Consider the following 16,030-nt stretch of genomic DNA (forward strand, 5'->3'; position numbering starts at 1 on the left):
AAATGGATAAACTTAAAGAAGCTGTAAAGCCTACATTCGGGCCCTGGCTTGTAATTATCATTTTCAAATCATGATCCACAAGGCAAAATCATATTCTTTTATTTTGATATGGGGCCTTTTTCTGTATTTTTATGGCGCATCTGATAACCGATAAACCAAGCAAACATTTGTAGCCATCTCCCTAACCAGAGGTATCAAAGCATGAACGAAGAATCTTTACAGGCCGAAAACATTTTATTCTTCAGGAACCTGGATAGCTGCTGCCAAAAAATTGCAGAACAGACCGGTAATCAGGATATCGCTTCGTGGAAAAACAGCGATTATGTGAAACTCAGTGGCTTGTTGTACCGGAAAACAAAGGTTCACCTGGGCGAAAACACCTTAAAGCGAATATTTGGTAAGGTTAAAACTTCTAACCGTTACTATCCTCAAAAAGCTACGCGTGATGCACTGGCGCAATTTATAGATTTTCGCGACTGGCAGGAATTTGAGCGCATTAACTCGCTTACTATTGAAAAGGCACCTGCGCCAAGGCCTCAGCCCCTAGAGGTGCCCATACAGCCATCAACAAAGGCCAAACACACGCTTAAAGTGATTTTGTTTGCCATTGTACTCCTATTGGGTATTAGCCTGTGGGTTTACTTGAAGAGCCTGGTTGGCGACCGTGACATTCAACTGCTGTGCCTGAACCCGAACGGAATAAGTCCGCATTCTGCACTATTTAAACTGAGCGTTAAAAACAATGCAAAGATTAAGCGTTCCGAATACCTGATCGATTTTGCAGACGGCAGTAGCGTGAAAAAAAGTTTTTCGGCCGATTTGGTTAACCATTATTATGAAGCTCCCGGAAGATATTTTCCGGTGCTTTTTCATCATCAAAAGCCAATTGATACCGGGCGTGTTTACCTTCAAACAAAGGGCTGGGATTTGATTGCTGCTGTAGAGCATGATACCACCAGGGTATATCCGGTAAATTCAACTGTGCTTCAAAACCAAAAGAAAGTATCTGTATCTACTGCTGCACTCATTCAATCGGGTGTTGATACCACCAAAACCTTCTTTGTTTCATTTGCCAATATTAAACCCACCACCATAAGTGCAGATAACTTCGAGTTAAATGTTTTCATCCAAACTTCTCCCTCGCGTCCTGGAGTTCGCTGTTCGCAAACTGATTTAATTGTATATGGAGAAAATAACTTCCATTCCATTAACCTGATTAAGCCTGAATGCGTAGTATGGAGTAACTTAAAATTTTCTGAAAAGCAGCTCGATGGTACCAAAGACGACCTGAGACCGCAAGGGCAGGATCTTCGAAGCGGAAAACACGTCAAACTCAGGATCGAAAACCAAAATGCACATCTTTTTGTCGATAACAGGGAAATTATTAATACCAGTTATAAAATCCCCATTGGAAAACTTATGGGCGTAAAAATAAGATTTGCCGGCGTAGGTAGCTTTGAAGATTTTCAGCTCAATGATTTAAAAACAAAAGAAAGCTTTTAATGCCAGTTAAATTTGGCAACGGAGTGCTGAACATGACCTTAAAGCTGAAAAATAAAGCGCAGTCATAATCTTCGATGCCAAAGGTTATATCACCGTTATCATATCCCTACAGGTAATGAATGGACAACTGCCCTACAATCCAATCTGAAAATAGTTTAGTCCGAACATGTAGCGAAAATTATGATCACGTTGTATTTTTTATCATTAAAAAATACTAGCTTATCCGCGCGGTAATACGTCTTATTTTACAGCCATAGTCATTCTATTTTTTCCCGAAATCTTATTTTTAATAAACTAAACCAATAACTATGAAAAATTTATTGAAGTATTTCCTGTTCTTAAACCTTGCATTATGTGCTGTGGCCTGTCGCTCAGACAAGGATGGGCTTTTAGATGAACCGCCGGTTACGGCAACCACCGATTTCTACAAAAACGCCAATGAACTGGCTGCAACCTACGATCCTTCAAACACCGTAAGTCAGACGATTAGGGATCACATTTACGATTTATACAAGGCTAAAAAATGGAGCGAATTGGAAACCCTGTTTACAAACAACAATTTAAACGGAAAATGGCCGCCTGCAAACGGAGGTTTCAATACAGTAGATGATACACCAATTGCGATGGGGCAAAAGTACGACAGATACAGTAATGCTATTGGAACCTACAGCGGTACAGGAGCGCCAACTTTAGGAGGCAGTTTTACAAGCCCGATTATTAACGGATACGTGTATACCTTTGGGCAAAGGGCCTTGAATCAACCTGAAAATGCTTATGATTTTTATTATGAGATCGAAGTTTTAAATAATTCATTAACTTTCAAAGGCCAAACAGCAGATATTATTCCCTGGTTTAATCAGGTGGGTAATGGTAAACAAACCATGTGGAAGATCCCGATCGATCCGGCAACCGGCTACCAGAAAACCTGGAACAAACTGGCGCAGGAAGGATATATTAAAATAACCATAAAGAAAAACCCAAGTGGAAAATACCCGGGTGCTGTGGGTGTAGTGATTGCACAATAAGATAATTTAGATGTATTCGATATCAAAAAAAATATTGATAGAAAAGCAGGTTGCTGTTGAAAAAGACAGCTTCAGCAATGCCGAGATCAGTCAATCAGCAGCAGTAAAATTTAAATGTTGTAACTGTGGGTATGAAAACAACGTTAAAATAATACCTTATGAATCGGGTTTTCCGATTTTTCAATTGTATAATGATGAAAAGGTTTTAACCAAAAACGAATTATTGCGCAATAACATTGTTTCCGAAACCGCTGTAAATTTGCTTCATTTTGGAGAATTGACTGTAAATAATTTACCCACCCTGTACTTTGGAATAGCTTGCCCAGCTTGTGGTTCAAAATATATCTGTGTTTTCAGTTATGGGGAAAAGCAACCCGGGCTGACTTTGCTTACCATTTCGGGCGTATGGAAATATAACGAAATTTAAGGCTGGATATCTTTGTTCAAACAGCAAGAAAACGGAAAGCCTGAATGATTACCATTTCAGGCTTTTCTGTTTATCCTCTTATTCAAGATCATTAGCTTTTAGGTTACTATCTTCCTAATTTTTCGACCTGAATAGTAATGTATAACGGCAGATAGTTTGGTGTACAGTTTTTAGCGATCTTTTCATTTTTATACAATCCAGTCCTTTCACCAAGGGCGATACATCTTGCCCGAAATTCTTGTTGAAATATGCCAATTTGTGCCGCAGTAAAATTCATGGCCCATTGCACTTCTGGCACTTCTTTTTCGATGCGGTCTTCAATTTTAGCAAGCAGGGCTTCAGAATTTCGAGGAGGGGTTTGGCCTACCCAACGTAAACGTCCCTGGTAATACCAAAAAATCCTTCTCTGTAATGGCGATGTACTGTTTTCCCAACCCTCCATTAAGGCAATGGTCTTCTTGTCCTTCGCCAGTTGATTGGCCATCAACCAATCAATTAACTGGAGCCGTTCATCGCCATCATGTCCATCTATATCTTTATCCAACACATCAATCAACTGCTGGCTAAGCTGTTTTTTATCCATAATGAGCATAGCAAGCTGGCGAGCCAGGTATTTCGAGGTCGACCAAAGCTCCATGGCCAGTTCGTGGTCCTTTTTGATTTCGGCGGCAATTTTTCTCAAATCGCCTAGTTTCGTATCAGCGCCAATCTGCGACATTGTGTTTGCTGCTTTTGTTGATAGATTCATATGTTTTCGCCAATGGATGAGCAAATTGCAAAATATTTCGAGAAAATTAATTGGTTAAGTCATGTTTGTGGCAGTTTAAGGAAATTATATCCCAAACTAATGTTCTTCTGGCTATCGTTGGTGAGGTTACCATTGGCATCGTAACCATAAGTACTGTTGGTAAAGCCACTAATGCTGGTCAGCTTGTTCCCATTGTAGCCGGTATAGCTGTTGGCAGCAAGATTATCCCGGCTTGGGCACTGGCCTTGATATGATAGCAAGCAACCCTTATTAATAACTAAATATGGCCGGAAATACAAATGCCGAACAACCAGGAAAACAACACAGCCAATTTTAAAAAGAAGCCTTTTCTGGCTAAAACTGACTAAAACTCATGAAAACCTGCTGCAGTATGCAGCACTAAATCATGAGGGTCATGAAAGCTTGCTGCAGTGTGCTGCACCAAATCATGAGTATCATGAAAGTTTGCTACAGTGTGCAGCGCCAAATCATTATAAATGCTTAAAAAAACCAAAATCAATACCATGATTAACAACATTTCATTACAACCGCTCAGGAATGGAGCATATATCCAGTTCTCAACTGATACCTTGCATATTGTATCGAAAAACAATCCAAAAGCTTATCTTAAAAGATTGCTTTACGCTACCGCACGGTTTCCCTCCTTTCTGTTTGCAATGGACGGGCAGGTGCTGATTTAATAATCAATCTGGTTGAAAGCAAGTGCAAGGCATTCAATTCTTAAATGCCAAAGCCTGTAAGTTTAACTTATAATTACGATTTAATGCCAAAATAAAAAGCCTGGCGCTAAGGCCAGGCTAAAATATAAAATCGGTTTAAGCACAAGTCATCCGCTGGCGCCAACCCTAACACAAAGACTTGCGCTAGTGAGGGATTTTTCTTAAAGACTCAACGAAAATTTTGCGCTTTGTCATTCGCTAAAAAATAAAATGACTTTCCATTAGAAAATTTAATCTTTGATACCGAACTAAAAGGTATAATTTGATTTATTCTACTAATTTCATTAATTGTATATACTTCTGTTTTAAGAAATATACTTTCAATATAAACATTCTCCTTGTCAATATTAATAAATCTAAAAAGAACATTCTGACTCGTATATAATATTAATGCTCCTAGAAATGGGAGAGAAATAGATATTTCATCAAAATATATAAAAACTATTAATAACAAAATAACTATTGAGATTAAATAAATCCACAAACCATTTTTTTTGCTCAAATGACTTATGTATCCGCTACTATTTTTTCTCATTTCTCCATTTAATTTTAATTCCAAGATCGATATTAAACTCTCCAACTAAGCCAACTCCAACAGCCATGCCATAACTTAATGGCGCTACCCTCACAGTATTGGAAGTTCCAGTGTCGTCTTTTACTCCTTCAATTGAAGTAAAAACTCCAATTGGTGTTCCTATAACAGACGCGGCAAGACTTCCAGAATTTGCACTTGATATTAGTTTACCATCAACAAAAGTTTTTTCACTAGTCAAACCACCTGCGACACTTATTGGTAAACCTTCGATAGCTCCAACGGGGGCAGCGAAATTCCCTACGCTTGTACTTTTCTTCGTTGGATTATTTCTTGAAGAATACCCTTCCTTTTGAATCCCCTTTGCATCTATTTCAGCACTTCCAGATAGTATAACAGCTGAGGCTGCATTTACATCTACACCAACATTATTTTTCAAATTTGCCGCGGCTCTAGCTCCTAAAGTTATCTTACCTTCAGCCTTAACATATGGACTTACCTTTGTTTCTTTAACTGTTTCCTTAACAGATTCTTTCGCATAACGAATCACTTTTTTCACATAATTCGTAGCTGCATTTTTGACATATTCTGTTCCTTTACTCACTAAATAACTAAACAGTCCTTCTCCTGGCCACATCCCATCTGGATCAACAAAATAGATAGGATTATCAAATCCGTAGTTATAAGGTGACCACCTTCGCCCCAATCCAGCTTTAGGATCAATTACATTCCACCTCCCAATAACCGGATCATAGAACCTAGCTCCGTAGTCATACTGTCCTAACTCTTCCTGCAACTCCTTGCCATTGTAAAGATACTTGTTAAGCCCTGCTTTTGCAACGGGTTCTTTTCTTAATCCAAATGCATAGTAGTCATCGCGCTGCAGTACTTCCAGCTGGTTTGTTGTTGGATTTTGATAAAAAGTTACCCGCACATTGCCTAAATGGTCGCTTAGGTTATACTCATAACTGTAATTGTTGCCGCTTCTGCGCGCTAAGCCTTCTTCTGTCTGGATAAAATCGATACTGTTATTGGTATACTGGATGCCATCAATATAATTTGTAGTGGTACCACCAGCCTGTTTTTGCAGCTTTTCACCAGCTGCATTGTAAGTATAAGTTAAGTTCTGGCTTCCACTTACGGTTTGCGGCAGGTTAAGGAAATTATATCCTAAACTAATATTCTTTTGGCTATCGTTGGTGAGGTTACCATTAACATCGTAGTTATAAGTACTGTTGGTAAAGCCACTAATAGCTGTTAACTTGTTACCATTGTAGCCAGTATAGTTGTTGGTACCAAAACCGTCGCGGGTTAAACTGGTAATATTCCCCATAACATCGTAACTAATGGCTTCGCCCAGGTTGTTGCCTGCAGCTGCATTAGTTAAGCGGTTCAGCCTATAGTAGCTATAACTGGTATTGGCTACACTGTTGGTATCATTCTCGCCATAAAAACAATTACCCTGGCGCTAAGGCCAGGGTAATTATAAAATCTGTTAAGAACAAGTTATCTGCTCACACCTCTCCAAATACAAAGATTTCCGCTAGTGAAGAGTTCGCTCTTAACATAGAATAACTAGTTAACCAACTTCTTTAATTCGTTTATTAAAATCATTATGCCAAAGAGGACTAAAATTGCGGAACTTGAAAATACCTTTAACTTAGCCGCAAATAGCATGTCACTGGATTTATATTTATAAAATTTATGTTTTACCATCATAATAATACCAAATACCACAGATAGAATTCCAACTATAAGAAAAGGAAAATTCATATTACTTCTTGTTTTTATCTTTGATTAATTCTTGAGACATTTTTTCTGCTACTTTACCTCCTGCGGTTGTTGTAGCTTGTATAATGGATTCAGATACAATATTTGCTCCTGCATCTACAACTTCTTTTCCGGCAACACTTCTTGTAGCACTTACGCCTAACTCTCCCAATTTCCCAAAACCTATGTTCAAACCAATCTTTACTCCATTTGATATTAGTGTCTTTTGGGTAAGTCCTTCTGTAACAAAATTATTAACAACCTCTATTCCAAGACCTATATCACTAATTGTGCTACCAACTCCCACAATTTCTGGCTGACCTGTCGCAAATCCAATCACAGTTATGGCATCACCCGTTATCTGAAGACCATCTGCTGTATGCTCAATACCAGATTTATTCTTATTGATAATATTTCCGCCTTCCGTAACGAAACCACTACTAATATCAACAGAATTCCCCTTACCATTAGTTACTGTTCCGTTGCTATTAAAGTTAAAATTTTCTCCAGTAACACTTGATGATCCAGAACCTTTCTCAAACACTTTCCCAACATTCGTATAGCCTAATTTCGAAGCTTGTTCTGCGGTTTTTACTTCAGCATCATAAGTAATATATTTGGTTCCTGATTCTGTACGCCATTCTATCCAGTCACTAGGCTTCATTCCATCCGGATCAATAAACCTAATTGGATTATTGAATCCATAATTATAAGGCGAGTGCCTTCTCATCTTCTCTGCCAATGGATCAATCACATTCCATCTTCCAATTACCGGGTCATAGAATCTTGCGCCTTAATCATATTGCCCTAACTCTTCCTGCAACTCCTTGCCATTGTAAAGGTATTTATTATTGTTTGCTCCAACAAGTCCTGCTTTACGGAGCCCAAAAGCGTAATAATCATCGCGTTGTAGCACCTCCAACTGATTTGTTGTTGGATTTTGATAAAAAGTAATCCTTACATTACCTAAATGGTCGCTCAGGTTATATTCATAACTGTAATTGTTGCCGCTTCTGCGGGCTAAGCCTTCTTCTGTTTGAATAAAATCGATGCTGTTATTGGTGTACTGAATACCATCAATATAGTTAGTGGTGGTACCACCAGCTTGTTTTTGCAGCTTTTCGCCAGCGGCATTGTAAGTATAAGTTAAGTTCTGGCTTCCACTTACGGTTTGCGGCAGGTTAAGGAAATTATATCCTAAACTAATATTCTTTTGGTTGTCGTTGGTGAGGTTACCATTAACATCGTAGTTATAAGTACTGTTGGTAAAGCCACTGATGTTAGTCAGCTTGTTACCATTGTAGCCAGTATAGTTGTTGGTACCAAAACCGTCGCGGGTTAAACTGGCAATATTACCCATAACATCGTAACTAATGGTTTCGCCCAGGTTGTTGCCTGCGGCTGCATTGGTTAAGCGGTTCAGCCTGTCATAAGTATAGCTGACGGCATTGGCTGTACCATTGCTATAATTCTGGCTATAAAAATAAAAAGCCTGGCGCTAAGGCCAGGCTATTTATTCACCCCCAATCCCATTAATTAATCCGTAGTCTCCCTAGGGGGGCTTCCCTTGTTCCAAGCGAAGGCAAGCAAGTTTTTGTAGGCCAGACCTGCCCAAGGCGGGATGTACGTACAAACACAACTTGCAGATCACAAAACAGCAACAGGCTGCATAATCAGATATGCAGCCTGTTGCTATAAAGATATACAGATAACTTTACTTAAACACTGTATTTTCTTTTACATACTCTATATTATATGGTTCTGTTACAACATAAAGACTACCCTCTTCATTGCTTTTTTGGGGATTATAATAAATTGTAAGATCTTTAGAAACCACTTTTACTGAATCTCCTAATTTTCTATCAACCGAAACTGTGCAATATAATTCGGCTGTATCCCCGGTAATTCTATAAGGATAAATGCCCCCTTTAATTTGTTTATTAAATTCATTAACGCTGGATTTCACATGCTTTAACATAATTATACCGAACGCATGATTAGTTGATTTTTGTATTCTCACCACTACTCCCTCAAATAACACGTTATTATTCAAAGAGTCATTTAATTTCACTGTCTCTTTACCTGATTTTTGATTGTAATAAAAAATCAAATAAAAAAAACCTATCAACAAAATAACATATAGTAAATACCTCATTATATTCATTTAAAGTCTTTTAATTTTATCAATTGCTCCTGTTGCTATGGCAGAACCCACAGGATTTAGTGCATTAATTGCCCTGTCAAGAAAACTTCTTTGTGCGGTGGGCTTCACATCATTTAATAGCCAAGTCCGAGATAATGTACCGCTTACCGCTCCCAAATTACCGCCTGCACCAACTCCAACACTAACACCTAATGACACGCCTTTCCAGCCTGGATCTTTCCCTGAGCCTGTAAACTTGCTAATATTTACTCCTCCACCTGCAACAACTTTAACATCGGCAGAAATACTTGCAGATCCAGTTATGCCTGCATAGGTTGTTGGATCTATTTTATCTTTAGAAGTATTGTAAGCAATGGAAACGCTACCTCCAACACTTGCTGACAAAGAAGCTTGTACCCCACCAGAAAGGCTTTCATGAGCTCCTGCGTAAACATAATTATATCCACTATAATTTTTATCAGTAAAATTAACTACAGAAGCTTCTAACCCAAGACCTCCTCCTATAACAGCCGAAGCTCCAACATCCACTTGAGCTGTATAACCAACTGCAAATCTACTCGGATCTACATTCCCAGCGCCGATATCAATAGTGGAATTATTTTTAAGAGCAAAAGGAACATTATAAACTACATCTTCTCCAGCGGTTTTAATTCTCCATTCCTTTTTATCACTTCCTCTAACTATAATATCATTTGGAGCCATCCCATCTGGATCTGTAAACCTTATCGGGTTTCCAAATGCATAATTATAAGAACTGAAACGCCTCATCTTCTCAGAAAGTGGATCTATCGTACTGAAACATCCAATAACCGGATCATAGAACCTTGCCCCGTAGTCATATTGCACTAACTCTTCCTGCAACTCCTTGCCGTTATAAAGATATTTATTATTGTTTGCTCCTACAAGTCCTGCTTTACGGAGTCCAAAAGCATAATAATCATCACGTTGTATTACCTCTAAAGCGTATGGAGGTATAGGGCTTTGTTTAAAAGTTACCCGCACATTCCCCAAGTGATCGCTTAGGTTATATTCGTAACTGTAGTTTCCACCCGGGTTATTTCTAGCTATCCCTTCTTCTGTCTGGATAAAATCGATGCTGTTATTGGTGTACTGGATACCATCAATATAATTTGTTGTGGTACCTCCAGCCTGTTTTTGCAGCTTTTCGCCAGCAGCATTGTAAGTATAAGTTAAATTCTGGCTTCCACTTACGGTTTGCGGCAGGTTAAGGAAATTATATCCTAAACTAATATTCTTCTGGCTATCGTTGGTGAGGTTACCGTTGGCATCGTAAGCATAAGTACTGTTGGTAAAACCACTGATGTTAATCAGCTTGTTACCATTGTAGCCAGTGTAATTATTAGTACCAAAATTATCGCGGGTTAAACTGGTAATATTACCCATAACATCATAACTGATGGTTTCGCCCAGGTTTTTGCCTGCGGCTGCATTGGTTAAGCGGTTCAGTCTGTCGTAAGTATAACTGAAGCTATTGGCCGTACCATTGGTATAATTCTGGCCTGAGATATTGCCATTAAACTGTGGTAAAGTACCATCGTTGTATTTCAACTCCAGACTAAATTGATCAGAGGTGCTGTTCTTCATCCAGCCACGTTCGTTATAGGCAAAGGTGGTGGCCTGGCTATCGTTGTGCAGGTTCTTTTTAGTCAGCTGGCCAATTTCATTGTACTCCAGGTGATTCAAAGCTACCTCGCCCTGGTTGTTGATGTTTTCGAAAGTAGCCACTTTACGGCCGGCATGGTCGTACTCGTAACGGTTGGCAATGGTAGTCACTACACCCCCAACGGTGTGCGTACGGGTACTGGCTTTCAGGCTACCATCAAAATCCCATGTATTGTCTACCACATCGGTACCATTTAAGTGGTTGCTGCTTTTGCTCTGTACTACACGGCCTTCCAAATCGTAATAATTGGTGGTAAGCAGCATGGCACCCGTGCCCAGGTTCTTCACTTTGGTACCGGTAAGCAGGCTTTTGGTACGTGCTGCCGGGGCCTGGCTACCTGAGGGTTGGCCAAAGCTATTCCCTGCAAAATCGTAATCATCGTAATAGTTTACCGTATGGTAAGCTGTAATACTGGTTGGAATGGTTGTATTGGTATAACCGATCCCGCTGGCATCGGCATTGTTACGGGTTTCCCACAAGGGCTGATTAATATTTGTTTGGTTATCTACCGAGCCCTGCAAAGCTGCACGACTGTTACCATCGGTATAAAGCCCTGTAATAATTACCCTACCCAATGCATCATATTTGGTAAACAACCATTGACTATTATTGTGCTGGTTGGCATCCTGGGTGAGCACCACCTGATCGAGCTTGTTGTAAACCATAAACTCCCAGCCCTTGCCTGGTATTTTCTTTTCTACCAGCCTTTTTCGCCCATCGTAATGGTAACCATAAATAAACTGATCAAAAATGGTTTGGGTTTCATCAAAGCTGCTTAAGGCCTGCCCATTTTCGTTTATAGCGGGTGGCAATACATAGCGCAGATTGCCCAAATCATCGTACACATAATAAGTACTCAGGCTTTTACTATTGGTTTCCCAAACCCGTTTCAATACCACACGCCCTTCAAAATCTTTAAATTCTTCGGTGGTACCGGCATTGCCCGATACCCAGTTTTCGTCTTTAACAATGGTTTTGTAGAGTTTGCCGGGCAGGTAAACACCGGCTGTTGCGCCATTGTCGCCGCCATTTATCGTCCACAGCTTTACCTCACCCTCGGCATTGGTGCCATACACGGTTTTAAGCGTATGGCCGCTGTTAAGTTGCCAGTCGGCACCAGGCGCACCTTGTTGCAACACGCGGTTAAGTGGCGAGGCTTCAAATTGTGTCTCGGCAAAGGGATAGGCGGTAGCTTTTACACCAGCTGTAGGGCTGTTGTAAAAAGCCAGCTGATCGGCCAGCGCAGCTGTACGGTAATTGCCCGTGGTACCGCTTTGTGCTGCATAGGGCTGGTATTTAAATTGTTCGCGGCCAAAGGCATCGTAAGCCACAGGCTGTACAATATCTTTAAAGCCGGGGCTGCCCTGTACCTGCACGGTTTGCAAAGGCCTGCCGAGGCCATCGAAATACTGGATAGACTGGTTTTCTTCGCAAACGTTACGGCTGTCGCCCAGAGTGCCATCGGTTACGGGCACTTTAAAGCTGCGCGTAAGGATGTAGTTCTGGTTGGTACTGGGCGTTGAAGATAACGGCTGGCAGTTGAGGTAGCTCAGCCCCGTGGTAAAAATACGTACTGCACCAATGGTATGGAAACCATCAATCAGCGTTACGCTGCTGGGGGCGCTAATTTCGCTTTCACCATTATGCACCGATACCACTTTTTGGGCAAAGGCATGGCTACCAAACAACAAGAGTACTGCTGCGCAAAAATGAAAGTTTAGATATTTCATGAGTTATAGATTGCTAATTAAGATTTATTAATAATTATTGAAGAACGGTACAAGGGCCATTATGAGCATCATCTATTAAATCAACACTTCTGGTTCCATCAGTCCATTCATAGTGATAAACGCAAGTATAAGTGGTTCCACGTACTCCATTTTTAACAGAGCTTGTGTAAACTTTTATACCTTCCACGCATTCGCCATTTATAACCTTATGATCTATTCCATGACATGGTACATCTACCGGGCATGCATTCGTTTGACCTAAAGAAATCCACCTCAAATTATTATAACTAATGCTTATTGGATTAATGTCTTTTTGCTCGGCTTCCTGTATACCGGTATTTTTATTATTTATATCTACAACACATCTTTTATTTCCTGTAGCTTCCCAAATCGGATCATTTATTAAAAAATTGTAGCTATAATTTTTTACTATATTATTGTTTCTATCCTTTACATTTAGTAGTCTTTGATAAAGGTCATAATCAAAAAAGTTGTCTAGATTTTTTGTATCCGTGCTCACTTTTATACCAACAAGAGGGTCATAAATATAACTACTTATCATGCTGTTTGATAAGCCAACATGGCTGCGAAGAGGCAATATGAAACTCCGTACCTCCTCTTCTGAAGGAAATTGTTTTAATAGAAAAGCATCAGCAACGGATTTTCCGCCTAAAATATTCTCGACATTTGTGAAATCTGAGTTTTTAACTTCTGCTATCAGTAATGATTTATCATAAGCCCACAAATAACTAATTTTTGGCCCACTTGCCTTGGCAACTTCCAATGGGTTTCCATTTTCATCATATTTATAGTATTGCAGCCTCGTTTCTACATCATTGGTTTTAAATTGGCTTTTAACGATCTCAGGTAAAATAAAATCATTTACCACCCACCCCCGGCGATATTCTTTAATAATCTTTTGTTGTTTTAATCCATCAGTTAATTCTTCATACTCTATCACAGGATTAAAAATATGCCGGTTTATCATTTCCTGATAAGGAATCGTATTTCCGGATGCAACCATCTCATGTGCATAACGATTAATACTTGAGTGTGCTTTACCGTCGCTATTTGTTTGAATTGTTTTAGTCAATAATTGATGGTCTGTATTATCATATTGAAACTCTTCTATTGAGGAAATTGGCTGTTGGCCGTTTGAATCATATAAAATAGTTTCTGTTTTTATTGGATATGTCCATCTTGAAAATAAATTATATTGATTTACATTGAGGTATACATAATCATTTAAATTATTTTTAGGTAAATTTAATGTAGTTCCGCCAGGGTCTGCAGTGAATACATAGAAAGGATATAAGGCTTCAAGCCGTGTATCATCCAAATACGTTGTTTTAACACGCTTAATAAAAATATATTCATTATTTCTTTTAGTAAAGTTATTTTGTTCTATCTCTTGATGACTATTGATACCAGTATTAGAGAATGATACGCCTTCAATGAAGTTTCCCATTAACGCACTTGGGTAACTATCAGTAGCGTTGAGGAATACGTGTTCAATACCGCCATTTTCATAATTGTCGCCAATGCTTTCCACTACCCGATCATAATAGATGTGATTGCCTGTTAAATCGCTAATCCCATAAACATTCCCAGATGAGAATTTAAGGAAATGTTTTGTAACATAAGAGTAATTTCCATAATTACTAAAAGTTCTTGTTCTACTTTGATATATTGGTTTCTCACTTACTATTTTCCCAGTAGAATGCCCATCTACTAAATTATTATAGTTATAATTTTTAACAGTTTGTTTAGCAGTTATCGGATCAAATGTTGTGACTCTTTTAATCCTTACACCAGCCACTTCCTTATTTCCGGTAAAAGGGTAACTATTCGAATAAGTAAACATACAATAACCTTTTGCATCTCCTCTAACCTTCACTGCTAAACGATACGTTCCGGGCTGAAAGGTAACGTAAATAACATTATGCTGATCAACAACCGCCTGACCATCAGTAAACTGCGTAAAACCCAACAAATAATCCTCTGCATCAGCCAACCCTGCATTAACTAAATATTCTCCATTTGGATAACTTGGTTGTCCATTGGATGCCCTATTCATAGGGACACATCCAATTTGTACTTTCACTGTACTTGTACATGTAACTGTAAAAGGCTCAGAATAAACCGTTATATTATGTTTTAGTGTTGAGGTAGCCTCTTTATATATGGAAAAAGTGGAATCTGGAACATCACAATTCTTATCCATCGCCATATAAACTGAATTTGCCTCATAGTCAATACTTTCACTTGCACCTGTTGGAAAGGTAATGCGATTTAATAATCCTGTTTTTGCATAGCTGAAATCAGGATTACGATCTCCATAGCCTTCATATCTAAAAGCATTTGCAATTACGGGATTAACTGGCTCAGGAACGAGCGTTTTATTAATCTTTCCATTAAAATAGCCATAGTGGTCTTGTGAAAAAGAAAGTCTTGGAGGAACCTTGTCTAAATCATTATATTCAAATAAGTATTTTTTATCATTTACAGTTATTGCATTTAGAAACAACCGCTTATTCACATTAAGGTTATTTACATAGTTTGTATATTGGTTTTGATAATAAGACGAGGTAGTTACAGTATTGTAATTAAGTTGGATATTCTGTAAAGGAATATCTGCAATAGAAGGACTTTGACTTCGATATAAACCAACATTGAGCAAATAAAAATCTCCAACAAGATCTGCTCTTTCCTCGTAATTAAATTTTAAGTAACCATTAGTTGCGGAGTTGCTACTAATACCCGAAAGATATACGCCTTTATTATTTATAACAGTATAGCTATGATCTTCTTTATCAGCTGGTCTAGTTTGCGTTGGCTCTACATCAGGTCCATCAAAACTTGAATAATCAAAATAAATAAAAGTTTGATTGGTAGAGGCCATATATTTAAATTCACAATTCGAGTAAGATAGCGTTATAAAATCTCCCAGAGGATGTATTATACGAGTTAAAAACCATGCATTTTTTATTTCGGCACGATATTTTGGATTAAGCGAATTGACAGAGGATGAAGATTCTATTGCTGTAAAATGATATTTTATTCCATCAGCACTTGTTATGACAAACCCGCTATTAATATCACCTTCGATTTTAAGGTTATTTTGCTCTAACTTTTTTATTCCTCCGTCATAAATGATAAACCTCCCAAAATTACCGCAAAAATTAAAGGTAAAAATATCGGCCTGAGTATCATATCCATTTACTGATGAGTTGATGTAAGAATCCAAAGCAGAACCCGTTGTACCTGGAAAATCTGTTGGTGGATTAACAAACCCACCCCCATCTGGGTTGCCGAGAACTGTCCTACTAATAGCACCACCGGCATTGAGTGTCCATCCTGTCCCTACCCTTGAAGAAACCTGATCAACCTTAAAGCCATCTGCACTATAGTCTAAACTAATAGGCAATGATAGATTCCTAGTTTTATAGGTATACAGTGGAATACTGCTTTTAGCACCTCCAGATGACATATTGGTCCCAACAAGTGCATACTTCCCCAAATCTGAGGCAGTTGGTGATGGCGGTAAGATATTTGGAATATCGGTTTGAGGAGAGGGGGCAACTTGAGAGTAGCATAGTGTATGCAAACCGATGCAAAGCAATAACAGGATTTTTTTCATTTAAATAGTTTATTTTTTTTTGAAAGCGAGTTTATCTTATTTCTTGTGTTGCTAGTATTTAATTAAT

At 38.7% G+C, this 16,030-nt stretch carries 11 protein-coding genes and 1 pseudogene; 4 read left to right on the forward strand and 8 right to left on the reverse strand.

The window, feature by feature from the left end; all coding sequences use genetic code 11:
* Positions 1–201: 201 nt before the first annotated feature.
* The 3 genes from OC25_RS07805 (at position 202) to OC25_RS07815 (ending at position 2,955) form a co-directional block, all read left to right on the forward strand.
* Entirely contained in the window at positions 202–1,503 is a 1,302-nt protein-coding gene (locus OC25_RS07805; protein ID WP_039473799.1) for a hypothetical protein, read from the forward strand.
* Positions 1,504–1,811: 308 nt separating this feature from the next.
* On the forward strand, positions 1,812–2,528 hold the full coding sequence (locus OC25_RS07810; protein ID WP_039473803.1) for a glycohydrolase toxin TNT-related protein: 717 nt from the start codon (positions 1,812–1,814) through the stop codon (positions 2,526–2,528).
* Positions 2,529–2,538: 10 nt separating this feature from the next.
* Positions 2,539–2,955, forward strand: a complete 417-nt coding sequence (locus OC25_RS07815; RefSeq protein WP_039473806.1) for a hypothetical protein — start codon at positions 2,539–2,541, stop codon at positions 2,953–2,955.
* A gap of 106 nt (positions 2,956–3,061) precedes the next feature.
* Here the strand turns inward: OC25_RS07815 and OC25_RS07820 are convergent, their stop codons facing one another.
* Together OC25_RS07820 and OC25_RS07825 are read right to left on the reverse strand one after the other, a co-directional pair.
* Positions 3,062–3,703, reverse strand: a complete 642-nt coding sequence (locus OC25_RS07820) for a DNA alkylation repair protein (RefSeq protein ID WP_039473809.1) — start codon at positions 3,701–3,703, stop codon at positions 3,062–3,064.
* 59 nt (positions 3,704–3,762) lie between these two features.
* On the reverse strand, positions 3,763–3,963 hold the full coding sequence (locus OC25_RS07825) for a hypothetical protein (RefSeq protein WP_039473813.1): 201 nt from the start codon (positions 3,961–3,963) through the stop codon (positions 3,763–3,765).
* A gap of 237 nt (positions 3,964–4,200) precedes the next feature.
* On the opposite strand from OC25_RS07825, the gene OC25_RS07830 reads away from it, so the two are divergent.
* Complete coding sequence (locus OC25_RS07830; RefSeq protein ID WP_039473816.1) at positions 4,201–4,404, forward strand: hypothetical protein; 204 nt, start codon at positions 4,201–4,203, stop codon at positions 4,402–4,404.
* 560 nt (positions 4,405–4,964) lie between these two features.
* On the opposite strand, the gene OC25_RS07840 is transcribed toward OC25_RS07830, so the two are convergent.
* The 6 genes and pseudogenes from OC25_RS07840 to OC25_RS07870 form a co-directional block, all read right to left on the reverse strand.
* On the reverse strand, positions 4,965–6,308 hold the full coding sequence (locus tag OC25_RS07840) for an RHS repeat domain-containing protein (protein WP_039473822.1): 1,344 nt from the start codon (positions 6,306–6,308) through the stop codon (positions 4,965–4,967).
* Between the two features lie 441 nt (positions 6,309–6,749).
* Positions 6,750–7,526: pseudogene (locus OC25_RS28340) on the reverse strand (RHS repeat-associated core domain-containing protein); the annotation flags it as partial.
* A 12-nt stretch (positions 7,527–7,538) separates the two neighbouring features.
* Positions 7,539–8,105, reverse strand: coding sequence for a hypothetical protein (locus OC25_RS28345; RefSeq protein ID WP_039473832.1), 567 nt, complete (start codon positions 8,103–8,105; stop codon positions 7,539–7,541).
* A 354-nt stretch (positions 8,106–8,459) separates the two neighbouring features.
* Positions 8,460–8,900 carry a hypothetical protein gene (locus tag OC25_RS07860; RefSeq protein WP_156131425.1) on the reverse strand — a complete coding sequence of 147 codons (441 nt, stop codon included), beginning with the start codon at positions 8,898–8,900 and terminating at the stop codon, positions 8,460–8,462.
* Between the two features lie 9 nt (positions 8,901–8,909).
* Positions 8,910–12,323: a DUF6443 domain-containing protein gene (locus OC25_RS07865; protein ID WP_082018544.1), complete on the reverse strand. Its 3,414-nt coding sequence runs from the start codon at positions 12,321–12,323 to the stop codon at positions 8,910–8,912.
* Between the two features lie 34 nt (positions 12,324–12,357).
* Positions 12,358–15,963, reverse strand: a complete 3,606-nt coding sequence (locus tag OC25_RS07870; RefSeq protein WP_156131426.1) for a hypothetical protein — start codon at positions 15,961–15,963, stop codon at positions 12,358–12,360.
* Positions 15,964–16,030: the final 67 nt, after the last annotated feature.

It is taken from the genome of Pedobacter kyungheensis, from assembly GCF_000812965.1.
GTDB classification, from domain to species: domain Bacteria; phylum Bacteroidota; class Bacteroidia; order Sphingobacteriales; family Sphingobacteriaceae; genus Pedobacter; species Pedobacter kyungheensis.

Coding starts and splice junctions, on each gene's coding strand:
- OC25_RS07805 (WP_039473799.1), top strand. CDS start 202: ATGAACGAAGAATCTTTACAGGCCGAAAACATTTTATTCTTCAGGAAC.
- OC25_RS07810 (WP_039473803.1), top strand. CDS start 1,812: ATGAAAAATTTATTGAAGTATTTCCTGTTCTTAAACCTTGCATTATGT.
- OC25_RS07815 (WP_039473806.1), top strand. CDS start 2,539: ATGTATTCGATATCAAAAAAAATATTGATAGAAAAGCAGGTTGCTGTT.
- OC25_RS07820 (WP_039473809.1), bottom strand. CDS start 3,703: ATGAATCTATCAACAAAAGCAGCAAACACAATGTCGCAGATTGGCGCT.
- OC25_RS07830 (WP_039473816.1), top strand. CDS start 4,201: ATGCTTAAAAAAACCAAAATCAATACCATGATTAACAACATTTCATTA.
- OC25_RS07840 (WP_039473822.1), bottom strand. CDS start 6,308: ATGGGGAATATTACCAGTTTAACCCGCGACGGTTTTGGTACCAACAAC.
- OC25_RS28345 (WP_039473832.1), bottom strand. CDS start 8,105: ATGGGTAATATTGCCAGTTTAACCCGCGACGGTTTTGGTACCAACAAC.
- OC25_RS07860 (WP_156131425.1), bottom strand. CDS start 8,900: ATGAGGTATTTACTATATGTTATTTTGTTGATAGGTTTTTTTTATTTG.
- OC25_RS07865 (WP_082018544.1), bottom strand. CDS start 12,323: ATGAAATATCTAAACTTTCATTTTTGCGCAGCAGTACTCTTGTTGTTT.
- OC25_RS07870 (WP_156131426.1), bottom strand. CDS start 15,963: ATGAAAAAAATCCTGTTATTGCTTTGCATCGGTTTGCATACACTATGC.